This window comes from Candidatus Francisella endociliophora (assembly GCF_000764555.1).
Classification (GTDB): domain Bacteria; phylum Pseudomonadota; class Gammaproteobacteria; order Francisellales; family Francisellaceae; genus Francisella; species Francisella endociliophora.
The window spans coordinates 202,486-215,287 of record NZ_CP009574.1 but is presented as its reverse complement, the minus strand read 5'-3'; the positions used below and the strand labels follow the sequence as shown (position 1 = coordinate 215,287).

Genomic DNA, 12,802 nt, shown 5'->3' with positions numbered 1-12,802 from the left:
TCTCTTAGTTTTCTAATTTAACACCAATAGAATCTAAACTACTTGCCTTTGGTAGTTTTTCAATTTCATTTAATAAGTTCTCAGCTACAGTAATATAACTATGATTTATATTATCATCTTTTTCTAAGCTTATATATGGTTTACCATTATCTGAATTTTCACGAATTGCTTTATGAAGAGGTAAATTACCTAGAAACTCAATATTGTTTTTACCACATAACAGATGCGCCCCATCCTCTCCAAAAATATAATCATTATGACCGCATTTTGGACAGATGTAATAACTCATGTTCTCTATGGCTCCAAGGGTTTTTATATCAACCTTTTCAAACATTGTAACCGCCCTTTTTGCATCTATTAAAGATAAGTCTTGAGGGGTTGTAACTATAACAGCTCCTGTTACAGGTATATTTTTTGAGATTGTAAGTTGGATATCGCCTGTGCCTGGTGGTAAATCTAAAAATAAATAGTCAAGTTCACCCCAGTTGGTGTCATTTAAAAGTTGCATTAATGCTCTAGAAACTATCGGTCCTCTCCAAATGACAGCAGAGTCAGGATCGATAAGATTACCAATAGAAATCATTTTTACATCATATTTCTCTAAAGGGATGATTTTCTTTTTATCGGTAGTTTGTGGGTTATCTTTCAAATCAAACAACGTTGGCTGACTTGGGCCATATATATCAGCATCTAACACACCTACTTTTGCTCCCATTTTTGCAAAACTTACGGCTAAGTTTGCTGTAACAGTAGATTTACCAACACCACCTTTTCCTGAAGCTACAAGGATTATGTTTTTTATATTGGGAATTAACTTTTGTCCTTTTTGAACTTTTCTTTTAAGTGTATTTTCTATTTTTGTCATAAGTAAAAGTTAGCTTTTTAAATTTTATTAGCTATCATTGAAATAATTTGGATGTAATTATACTTAATTAAATATGCTTAAAAAAGAAGAATTTAAAACGATTTTATTGACTAGTATAGGCGGAATGCTAGAGTTTTATGACTTTGTAATATTCGGTATGTTTGCAATTATACTTGGTAAAACTTTTTTTCCTGCTGAAGGTTCGCAAGCTTTACAAGCATTATCAGCATTTACAGTTTTTGCTGTAGGATACTTCGCAAGACCTATTGGTGGAATTATATTTGGTCATATAGGTGATAAATATGGACGTAAAAAGTCCTTTATATTGACGATATTGCTCATGGGTCTGGCTTCTTTTCTAATCGCTCTTTTACCTTCTTATAAAGCTGTGGGGATTTTAGCAACCCTACTGTTTGTAATTCTAAGAATAGTCCAAGGAGCTGCTATAGGGGGTGAAATTCCAAGTGCTGTAGTTTTTGTTAAAGAATCATTATTGAAAAATGGTGGTTTGGCTTGTGGAATAATATTTTGTTTTATTAATTTTGGAATATTTTTTGCAGAAATTACTAAAATAGTTACTACATACCTTTTAACAGAAGAGTATGCTTGGAGAGTTGCTTTTATGCTTGGAGGTATTGCTGCTATAGTGAGCTATTTCTTCAGGAAAGAAATTCATGAAACAACTATATTTTTAAATAAAGAAAGCAATTATAAAGTACCTATTTTAAGCTTATTCAAAAAAGAAAAGAAAGCTATAGTTAAATCAATAGCTGCTATTTCAATATTCGCTATGGTCATAGGATTTTTCTCTCTCTATTTACCAACTTATTTTGAATTGAATCATATACAGGGTGGATCGACTCTTATATTAATAAACTTATTTGTTTTTTCTATAATATCTATACCAGCTGGATATATGGCAGATAAGTTTGGCCCTTTACTTATTTTATTGATAGGAGCATTTGGTTTATTAATTTTTGGTAGCATTTTTTATTATTGTATAGTTAAAAATTCAAGCTTTTTACTAGAGGTAATGCTTATAAATAATGTATTTATGGGATTAATAGTAGGTGTTGCTACGAATTATGCTAGCACCTTATTTACACCAGGAGTGAGAGCATCCGGTTTAGGTCTTAGTTATAATATTAGTTTTGCTATTTTTAATGGCGCATTTTTAGCACTAGCTAGTTTTGGAGTTGCTGAAGGTTTTATGTTTACTCCTTTAATGCTTATTTTAACTGTAGTGACTATTTCTATAATTACTCTATGTTTACTAAAAAATATTAAATAGCTGTTAGATATGTGGTTATCCGATATGTTAGAATTTTAAAATAAACCTATATTTTGCAATAAGTATGGATAACTTTTTTTCAAGCTTGATATATATTTTAGAAGCAAATATTGTTTTATTTATATGTCAAATTTTTACTATTTTTATAGTATTAAAGCTTATTGTTGACAAAAAGTCAGCATCAAATATTCTTGCTTGGCTTTTAGCTATACTGTTTATACCATATGTAGCAATTCCTTTTTTCTTTATATTTCAGCGTAAAGATAGACGTAAATTTTGGCAAAAAGGAGCTATGAATATCCATGATTCTTTATTGTTTGATGAATATTGCATAAATAATAAAAACTGCGAAAATTTACCCACTAGTGTAATAAGCACTTTTGAAAACTTAGAATTATCAACTCTTACTAGAAAAAACTCTTTTGATATATATACGGACGGTATTAAATCATTTGAAACTTTTATAAATGCAATAAAAGCTGCTAAAAAAAGTATCTATATTCAAACTTATATTATTAAAAGTGATAAAACATCTAAACTTGTTATAAAAGCTTTAGAAAAAAAAGCTGCTGAAGGTTTAGATATAAAGCTTATGATAGATTCTTTAGGTTCTTTTTATATTTATCGTCACAATAAGAGAATATTTAAAAATTTACGAAAATTAGGTGCTGAAGTAGTATTTTTTATGCCTGTAATATCCAATCCTATTCGTAATTACATTAACTATAGAAATCATCGTAAGATATTCATATTTGATAATGAAACTGTACTAAGTGGAGGAATGAATATAGGTGATGAATATATGTCACCTATTCATCATGATGGTATGTGGAATGATTTACTATTTAAAATTCAAGGAGAATCTATAGTTCATTTTTTAAAAGTCTTTTGCTCTGATTGGCATTTTGCTACAGATGAAGAATTAAGTTTTAAAATTCAAAATAATGTAAGAGAAGATTGTTTTGTTCAAGTGATTCCATCAGGTCCTGATATGCATAAAAATCAGCTATATGCAGGTTTGATAGCTGCTATTAATTCAGCTCAACGTAATATTTATATTCAAACATATGTTTTTAAGAATGATACTACATCAAAGTTAGTAATAAACGCATTAGAAAAGAAAGCTGCAGATGGAGTTGAAATAAAACTTTTAATAGATTCTTTAGGTTCATTTTATGTATATAGGCACCAACGAAAAATATTTAAAAAACTACGTAATTTAGGTGCTAAAGTTGTATTCTTTATGCCGGTAATATCCAATCCTCTACGTAATTATATAAATTTTAGGAACCATCGAAAAATTTATATTTTTGATAATCAGACAGTCTTTAGTGGAGGTATGAATATAGGCGATGAATATATGTCTCCTATGGAACATGAGGGTATGTGGGATGACTTACTTTTTAAAATTAACGGTGAGTCAATAGCTTATTTTCTAAAGATATTTTCTTCAGACTGGCATTTTGCTACAGGTGAAGAATTAGAGTTTGAAGCTCCTAAAGCAATAAAGCAAGAAGGTTTTGTTCAAGTTATTCCTTCAGGTCCTGATTTACAGCAAGATCAACTATATGCAGGCTTATTAACAGCTATTAACTCAGCTAAAGAAAAAATATGGATTATAACCCCTTACTTAATTCCATCAGCGGAGTTATATCAAACTATTATTTTAGCTAAGAGACGTGGAATAGATGTAAAGATAATAACACCAAAAAGCTCTAACCATAAGATTGTTGACAGAGCAAGAGCTAGTTACACCAGAGATTTTGTTGCTTGTGATATTGATGTTCATTTTACTGAGAATATGATGCATGCTAAAGCTGTATTAATAGATGATAATATTGCAATGTTAGGTTCTGTAAACCTTGATAATAGAAGTCTTTTCCTAAATTATGAGATAGCAACCTTTCTTTATAGTAAGCATCATGTACAAGAAGTTTATAACTGGGCAAATAAATTATTAGCAGATTCTACATTAAAAACGGACCATATGAGTAATAAGCGTAGTAGTCTTATTGTAGAAAGTATTTTGAAGATATTAACTCCATTAATGTAAACTTGATAGTTATTAATATAAAATATATCATCTTACAAAATAAAATTTCAATTTTCATTTTAAAGTGGAGATAAAATAAGATGAATCATTTTTTAAAAAAATTTCTAGTAAGCTCTATATTGTGTACAAGTGTTGCTTTTGCTTATGATAAAAAATCTATAGACAAAGAGCAATTTGTAGTAAACCTTGATGATCCGTATGCTTATTTTAGTAGAGAAAGCGATCAAACAGAATTTGACAGAGATTTTCTTGTAGTATATAACACAGATAAAGTTGTTGAAGGTGCTCTTATTAGTTCGACTGACTATACTCAAAAGCATATTGGTCTGCCCAAAGAACTTGCTTCTAAATCTGTAAAGATAGATCAGCTTGTGAATATTGGTTATAACAATATCTTAGTTTTAGTAACTAATGAAAAATCCAATTCAAATTTTGCTTATATCTATTCTATAGAAGACTTACTAAATGGCGATAAAAAAGATAAAGCTATAAAATTAAAGCTTCCTAATGGATATAACCCAACTATTACTTACAATAATGAAAATTGGTCTAACCATATTGCTCAATATTTCACTTATGCTGTAACTAGTGATAAAGATAAATCATCTCCTGTGAGTGCCTATCTTTTACAATCTAAAAAAATTAATGATGAATATCAAACATTTACACAAATTTCAGAATTTCAACTTCCATCAGATATTGATGCTGAACATATTGAATTAGCGACATTTAGCAAACCTAACCCAACTCCTGGACATGGTTATGATTTTCAATCAGCTTTAGTATATAAAAATGCAGATTTAGAATTTGTACAATCATGTATTTTAACTCCTGGACAGTTTAATAATGTCACTTGTGGAAGTATTAAAAATACTAATGATTTTGAAAATCCTGCTATTGCTAGTTTAATGCGTAATGAAAACATGGCGCTGTTTGCTAATGGTGTTGATAAAGATAACGTTTATGCTACTACATTCAATAAAAATAACTTAGATACTACTAATTTATCAAACATAAAAAATCAAGGCTATAATGTGGATATTGCTGCAATAGATACTTCACCAAATTTTGATGGTGTTACCGATAGAAACTATACTATTATAGAAACTCATAGATCAAAAGATAATTCTGTATGGGCAAATATCTATAGTTATACAGATAAAAATAAAGAGTTCTCTTTAGAGAAGTCTATAGTGATAGAATAGATTTTTTAGTCTAAATTCTATTCTGCAAATTTTATTATACGTTTATCTATCATGCATTCAAGCATATTTCTTGTGCTATCTGATAGATTCAATCTTTCATATAGAAATAATTTTAGTTATTTTGTGGTTTTATTTTGTATAATAAAACTTATTATCTTCAGCTTCTAAAATATTTCCTTTGATTGAAAGCGTTAAAAATTGAATTTTGCATCATGGGAAGTGAATTTCGTAGTAAAAAAACATAGTACTAAAGTTATCTAGCCCCTTTTTTTATACTAGTATTAAGTGTAGCTTTAAGTGCTTTCATTGTACCTCTAAACTCTAAAACAAAATATTGAGTAGACTCACCTTTATCATTGGTGCGTAAAAATGAATTTAGGTATGTATCATGCCTTGCTCCAATAGGTATACTACTTTTGTTTGTAGGTGATTTTAAGGATATTTTATCCTTTGTATTATTTCTTAATTCTATTCTATTATTTAATATTTCATTATTATGACTTATTTTCCTTCTAGGCGATTTAATCTCTTTTAAAATATTTAAGTTATTTATAAGGTTGTCTATAATTTGCTGATTATGTTCTTTAATCAATTTATATTCTTCAATGGAGGTATCGGAGGTGTAATTATTAAGAATTAGTAATTCTTTATTTTCCTTTATAAAATTAACTATTTTTTGAATCTCTTTTTCATTTAAAGTAACTACTAGACTTTCAAGTCCTATTTTTATCCATATATAGTTATAAGAATTTTTGATACTTGATAAACGTTTAGGTTTAGGAGTTTTCATATTATTAAGAAATTTAGTAGCATATTTGTATTGCAGAGATAAAATTGGAACTTCTAATAATTTTAGGAATATAATATTATATAAGGTATCTCTCTTCACATTTATCCCCATTAGAGAAAAAGTATTTTTAAAATTTCCCCAAAGTTTTTTATATTTATCTAATGGATTAATTTTCATATTATCCATGATCTTTTTCTTAAGTGACTCAGCTTGAGGTTTATATGCTATTCCTTTGCGGCGATTATATTTTTCTAACATTTCATCATCATGTTTTTTCATAATATAGTCAGAATAATCTGGATCTTTTTTAAAGAGGAAAGATATAAACTCTTCTTCTATAACATTAATTTTTTTAAAAAAATTTTCGAGTATAAAATGTTCTACATTAGAACTATCAAAGAAACGACTAATTTCATTTATACTACATGATAGATTTAAATGAGCTCCTTTGGTATTTAACTCAGTTGTGTCTTTAATATTATTCTCTAATAGTGATTTAGGTTCCTCTCTGTCTAATTCATAATAGTGAGCCATAGAAGACTCTTCAATACCATATGGTTCTTTAATAGAGTATTCCATACTAATATCTAATTCTTTTTCTATAAAACTCTTAATATCCACAAGATTTTCATTATGTAAATTTTGTTTTAAATATATTAAGAATCTTAAGCATATAATACTGCAAATCTTATATTTATCTTGTTCTTTGTCGAGATAGATATATAGCTTTGGGCTTACTAGTTCTAATTTTTGATTTGCATCAGTTTCTATTTTCCAACAGTTTTCGTCACCACCACTCTCTTCCAATAATATATTGTGTCCTTGAATAAGGCGTTTTGTCATATCACCTTTCTCTTTAATATCGTATCTTCCAAATTCAGACTCTAAACCAAATATTATTAATTTTGTGTTATATTCCTGCATCTTTAAAATATTTTTATTAGAGTTATTAAATTTTATAAGCTCAATAATTAAGATGATTAAATACTTATCTGACTTGAATGTCTTAGTAATGTCATCAACAACATCAATAGAATTAAATCCTTTTTTTTTGGATTCAATATAATTAAAGATTTGATTGGAAATACCTATAAGCTCTTGAATTGTTTCATTAGTTTCTTTATTAGCTTTTATTCTATATTCGTCATTTATTGAATTAAATCTTGGGGTGGTAATTGGTGGGGCTGAGAGATCTCTTTTATTATTACTATTTCCCAACTCGTTAATATTTTTATTAGGGCTATTTACTCTAGCAAACCTCGGCAAAATTCCTAGATTTTTATTTGTTATTATTCCAAGTATTGAGTTTGTAATGTGAACGGGTCTATAATGACGTTCGTCTTTAACCAAATAAATAGAGTTCTCTTCATTTAAGCTTTCTTCAAGTTCCTTTATGGAGTTTATTGACTTATACTCAAAATTTAGGTCATAACAACTGAGTCTAAATTTTCTATGATTGTAGTTGTATATATAATAATTATTATATAATGTAAATTTTTTTTCCTCTTCACTTTGAATAACTTCATTATCTTCTTGTGATTTATCTATATTATCATTAACAATACCTTCAAATAAGTATATTTTTTTTTCATAAAAATATATATATAGAAATAATATACCATTATCGGCATACATATTATATTCAAAGAATCTAATATAGTATTCTTTAACTTTTTCATCAATAAAGGAATGATAATTATATATATCAACCTCATCAATATCCAATTTCACCACACTATCAGAATAGTATTGCTCCTGTATAAGTGAGTTTATCATTATATTAAAAACTTCTTCTTCTCTTTTTGATATTTCTTTCAGATTTTTAGTATTTTCTAAAAAAGTAATAATTCTATAAAGAAAATCTTTCTTAAAATTAGAAGTCTTTTCTTCTAAATCTATCATTTCCTTTTCAAAATATCTTTGTTTTCTTATGTTTTTAGCTATATTTACACTCTTATAAACTGAATCAAAAAAGCAATTACCATCTCTTAAAGCTTTTAATACTCTAACATTTTTTCTATTAAACCAATCATATAATGTATATGTCTCTCTTTCATTAGTATCATTAATAGGAGAAGCGTTATCTTGATCTCTATCATAAGTAACATGATGATTAATATCTTTCTGATTATATTCTTTTAATCTTTTATTAACTATAATCAAAAATGGGTTATTTAAAATATCATGGGAAATATTATTTTGAGAATCCCTATCATCTCTATCTATTGATATGAATGTTTTTGAATTTTTTTTAATATTATGGTTGTCAAAAGTATTATTCAGCTTACCTTTAAATAACAATTTCCTTGTATTATTTTTAGATATAGTGCTATTAAAAATAGGATGGGAAGTATTATGTTTATATCTTATTTTGTTCAGATCTTTTGATAATGTGGATATTTTTAAATTTTCTTTAGTGTCACGGTTGTTAAAAGTATAATGATTTGTATTCAGCTTATCTTTAAATAAAGCTTTCCTTTGTAGTGAATTTTTTTGCGTATCTTTTTTTGTATTTCTTTGACGTATTTGAGTTCTTGATCTAGCGTTTTCTTTATAATCTAATGTTGATTCTTGTGTATTGCTTAGCTTTGGTAGTTTTAAATAAGTTCGTTGAGGCGGAGGTGTTTTTTGTTCCACTCTGTTTAGAGGTGTTTTTTGTTCCACTCTGTTTAGAGGTGTTTTTTGTTTCACTCTGTTTAGAGGTGTTTTTTCTCCTATAGTTTTTAGATTAATAGTAAATTTTTCTTTTTCAAGCAGATGAGTTTTTTGTTTCACTCTGCTTAGCTCTGGTAGATCTTGTTTTTGAGGCGGAGGAGTTTTTTTACGACTTTCAGGGTGTGTCATTTTTACTCCTGAGAATATAGCATAATTTCGTTTGTGTCTATTATTATTTATACATATTGAACAAAGGGATATTAAGCTATTTTTAAATAGCTCTTCACCACATTTCTTACACTTTGGCATGATTTATATATAAAATTTTTGATATTATTTTTAAATCTATCATTTTATTAAACCGACTAAAACACTTTATTTATAATTAAATTTAATATTTTTTCAGTAAATACCTCTAGCAATAACCTTTATTTACGAAAAATTTGGTTATTTAAAAAAATATATTCAGAGAAATAGTTTTGGTTATCAAAGATATTGATTTTTTAATGTAAAGCCTTTTTCTATACTCTTTGCTCAATATCAAACTTAGATTTTAATATTTCTAACACCTTTTCAGTACTTTCAACAATAACTTTATCTTCAAGAGTTTGAGCATTATCTTGGAAAAGCATACTTAAAGCGATACTCTTTCTTTCATTCTCTTGTGACTCATAAATATCAAATATACTAACATCTTTTAAGATATCTATATTTAAATCAGTTATTGCTTTTGTAATATCTCCAGCAAGTACAGATTTGTCTACTAAGAAAGATATATCTCTAGATACAGATGGGTATTTTGAGATTTTCTCAAAACTTGGTATTTCCTTCTTAGTTAAAACATCTAAATCTAATTCAAACACTATAGGTGCTTTTGCTTTGATTTGGAAAGTTTTTAGAACGCTAGGATGAATTACACCAATTACACCAATTTTTTTACCATCAGCTAAAACATAAGCTGACTGACCTGGATGAAGCCAATTAACATCATCACAAACTTCAAAGCTTAGATTAGTAATATCAGCACAAAGCCCTTCGATATCCGCTTTAACATCAAAGAAATCAACTTTTTTAGTATTTGACCAGTTAGGATTTAAAAGTTCACCATAAGCTAAGCCAGCAATTCTATCAAACTGTACCCTTTGATTGTTTTCTAATTTAAAACAAGCACCCTTCTCAAAAATTCTAATTCTATTTTGCTGACGCGCAGTATTTGCTTTGAAAGAGTTTATTAATCCCGGTATCAAGGATTGTCTCATTACAGATAAATCTTGTGAAATTGGGTTTTGGATAGCTATACCCTTTTCCTCAAAGAAAAACTCATCAAACTTAGGATCTATAAAGCTGTAGTTAATAGCTTCATGATAACCCCTATCAACTAATCTAGCATTTATAGTATCTAGAGATTGGTTTGTTTCAGAAATATTGATTTTTGAAGCATTATATTTAGGCATTGTTTCAGGCAAGTTTGAATAACCATATACGCGTGCAACTTCTTCAATTAAATCTTCAGAAATTTCCATATCAAAGCGATATGACGGTGGAATTACCTCTAAACAACATTCATCTGATTTTGCAACTTGCATGTGTAAGTTTGCAAGAACTTCAGCTACATATTCAATAGTAAACTGGGTTCCTAAAACTCTATTTAGTTTTTTAACACATAAATTTATAACTGTATTTTTTTCTATAGCTCCAGAATCTTCTGCACCTGATATAGGAGCAACTTCACCACCAGCAATTTCCACTATTAAATTAATAGCTATCTGCATAGCATCCTGAGGTAGCTTAGGATCCACGCCTCTTTCAAATCTATGAGAAGAGTCTGTATGTAGATTGTATTTACGTGCTTTACCAGCAATTTTTTCTGGTACAAAATGAGCACTTTCTAGAAAAATATTTGTAGTATTATCTGTAATCGATGAATCTAAGCCGCCCATAACACCAGCTATTGCAAGTGCTTTTTTCTCATCTGCAATTACTAGAGTATCAGACTGTAGTTTAACTTGAGTTTCATCTAAAAGAGTCAGCGCTTCATTATCATTTGCATAACGAACATTGATACCACCTTCTAACTTATCTAAATCAAAAGCATGCATCGGCTGACCTGTTAGTAACATTACATAATTTGTTACATCTACAAAAAATGAAATACTACCTACACCACTTCTTCTTAGCTTTTCAACCATCCATAGCGGAGTTTGAGCCTTATTATCTACATTCTTAATAATACAACCCAGATATGCCTTACAAGCATCATTAGCTGATATTTGCACATCTTTTGTATCTTCTAGAGAAATGTCAGAAGCTTTGATTTCAATATCTTTGAGTTGCGTTTTTGTAAGAGCAGATACTTCACGAGCAATACCATATACACTTAGGCAATCTGCTCTATTTGGTGTTAAATCAACCTCGATAATATTATCATCTAGGTTTAGGTATTCATTCATATCTGTACCTACAGGAGCATCTGCCGGTAAATCCATCAAACCATCTGCTTTTTCAGCTAAACCAAGTTCCTCTTCTGAGCACATCATACCAAAAGATTCTTGCCCTCTTAGCTTAGATTTTTTGATTTTAAAATTACCTGGTAAAACTGCACCGATTTTGGCAACAGGAGCTTTCATACCTTCATAGATATTTTTAGCACCACAAACTATAGTTAGAAGCTCATCTTCAGCGACATCTACACTACAGATATTTAGTTTATCTGCATCTGGATGTTTGTTGATAGTTTTGATTTGCCCTACTACGACACCTGTTACTTTTTCAGCAACTACTGGCTCGATTGCATCTACTTCTAGACCAGCTAAAGTTAGAGTATCTGCTAGATTTTGGCTATCTTGAGTATTACCTAGATATTCATTTAACCAATTATGTGAAAATTTCATTTATAAACCTCAATAACAAAAATTAAAACTGTTTCAAAAATCTTAGATCATTCTCAAAGAACATTCTTAAATCATCAATACCATATCTAAGCATCGCTAATCTCTCAACACCCATACCAAAAGCAAAACCTTGGTATTTATCAGTATCAACATTACCAGCTTTTAATACTTTTGGATGTACCATGCCACAGCCTAGCACTTCTAACCAGCCAGTGTGTTTACACACTCTACAACCTTTACCATCACACATTACACACTCCATATCTGCTTCTGCTGATGGCTCTGTGAAAGGGAAATATGATGGTCTAAATCTTACTTTTAGATCCTTTTCAAAGAATGAATTTAAAAATGCGTGTAAAAGACCTTTTAAATCAGCAAAAGAAACGTCCTTTTCAACCAATAGTCCTTCTACTTGATGAAACATTGGCGTATGAGTAATATCAGAATCACAACGATATACTCTGCCTGGAGCTATAATCCTAATAGGTGGCTCTTGCTTTTCCATCGTACGAATCTGCACACCTGATGTATGAGTTCTAAGTACATGAGTTTCATCAATATAAAATGTATCATGCATAGCTCTAGCTGGATGGTGAGATGGGATATTTAGAGTTTCAAAATTGTAGTAATCACTCTCAATCTCAGGACCAACCTCTACTGCAAAACCATTTTGTTTAAAGAAAGTTTCAATACGATTAAGAGTCTTGGTAACAGGATGAAGTGATCCTTGATTTTGACCAACACCTTTTAATGTAACATCTATTTTTTCACTAGCTAATTTTTCATTTAGCTCAGCTTCTTCAAACTTTGCTAGTTTTTCATTTATTGCATTTTGTAAAGCTTGTTTAGCTATATTTACAGCCTGACCTAACTTTGGCTTTTCCTCATTAGGTAGTGTAGCAATTAGCTTCATCATACCTGTTAATTCACCTTTTTTACCAAGGTATTTTACTCGAATATCATCTAAAGATTTTTTATCAGTAACAAGCTCTAGCTCTGCTAAGGCTTGATCTTTCATTTGATCAACGATTTGCATGTTAATTCCTATTTTA

The 12,802-nt window shown here is 29.1% G+C and carries 6 protein-coding genes and 2 pseudogenes; 4 read left to right on the top strand and 4 right to left on the bottom strand.

Features of this window, described 5'->3' with window-relative positions; all coding sequences use genetic code 11:
- Nucleotides 1-4: 4 nt before the first annotated feature.
- Nucleotides 5-865 (bottom strand): Mrp/NBP35 family ATP-binding protein, encoded by an 861-nt coding sequence (locus tag QI37_RS01030; RefSeq protein WP_040007745.1) that lies wholly within the window; start codon nt 863-865, stop codon nt 5-7.
- 73 nt (nt 866-938) lie between these two features.
- Between QI37_RS01030 and QI37_RS01025 the strand changes: the two genes are divergently transcribed.
- The 4 genes and pseudogenes from QI37_RS01025 (at nt 939) to QI37_RS01010 (ending at nt 5,414) form a co-directional block, all read left to right on the top strand.
- Nucleotides 939-2,156, top strand: a complete 1,218-nt coding sequence (locus tag QI37_RS01025; protein WP_040007743.1) for an MFS transporter — start codon at nt 939-941, stop codon at nt 2,154-2,156.
- Between the two features lie 64 nt (nt 2,157-2,220).
- Nucleotides 2,221-2,901, top strand: a pseudogene (locus QI37_RS10355) (phospholipase D-like domain-containing protein); the annotation flags it as partial.
- Between the two features lie 282 nt (nt 2,902-3,183).
- Nucleotides 3,184-4,209 (top strand): annotated as a pseudogene (locus tag QI37_RS10350) (phospholipase D-like domain-containing protein); the annotation flags it as partial.
- Nucleotides 4,210-4,289: 80 nt separating this feature from the next.
- Entirely contained in the window at nt 4,290-5,414 is a 1,125-nt protein-coding gene (locus QI37_RS01010) for a hypothetical protein (RefSeq protein ID WP_040007741.1), read from the top strand.
- 253 nt (nt 5,415-5,667) lie between these two features.
- Here QI37_RS01010 and QI37_RS01005 read toward each other — a convergent pair whose 3' ends face one another.
- The 3 genes from QI37_RS01005 to pheS all read right to left on the bottom strand — a co-directional run bounded on the left by QI37_RS01005 (nt 5,668) and on the right by pheS (nt 12,786).
- Nucleotides 5,668-9,048 carry a hypothetical protein gene (locus QI37_RS01005; protein ID WP_040007739.1) on the bottom strand — a complete coding sequence of 1,127 codons (3,381 nt, stop codon included), beginning with the start codon at nt 9,046-9,048 and terminating at the stop codon, nt 5,668-5,670.
- Nucleotides 9,049-9,380: 332 nt separating this feature from the next.
- The gene (gene pheT / locus QI37_RS01000; RefSeq protein WP_040007737.1) at nt 9,381-11,750 is read right to left on the bottom strand and encodes a phenylalanine--tRNA ligase subunit beta; all 2,370 of its coding nucleotides are present in this window, start codon (nt 11,748-11,750) and stop codon (nt 9,381-9,383) included.
- Nucleotides 11,751-11,772: 22 nt separating this feature from the next.
- Entirely contained in the window at nt 11,773-12,786 is a 1,014-nt protein-coding gene (pheS, locus tag QI37_RS00995) for a phenylalanine--tRNA ligase subunit alpha (protein WP_040007736.1), read from the bottom strand.
- Between the last annotated feature and the right edge of the window lie 16 nt (nt 12,787-12,802).

Excerpts from the sequence above, each read along its gene's own strand:
- QI37_RS01030 (WP_040007745.1), bottom strand. The coding sequence starts at position 865 with ATGACAAAAATAGAAAATACACTTAAAAGAAAAGTTCAAAAAGGACAA.
- QI37_RS01025 (WP_040007743.1), top strand. The coding sequence starts at position 939 with ATGCTTAAAAAAGAAGAATTTAAAACGATTTTATTGACTAGTATAGGC.
- QI37_RS01010 (WP_040007741.1), top strand. The coding sequence starts at position 4,290 with ATGAATCATTTTTTAAAAAAATTTCTAGTAAGCTCTATATTGTGTACA.
- QI37_RS01005 (WP_040007739.1), bottom strand. The coding sequence starts at position 9,048 with ATGACACACCCTGAAAGTCGTAAAAAAACTCCTCCGCCTCAAAAACAA.
- pheT (WP_040007737.1), bottom strand. The coding sequence starts at position 11,750 with ATGAAATTTTCACATAATTGGTTAAATGAATATCTAGGTAATACTCAA.
- pheS (WP_040007736.1), bottom strand. The coding sequence starts at position 12,786 with ATGCAAATCGTTGATCAAATGAAAGATCAAGCCTTAGCAGAGCTAGAG.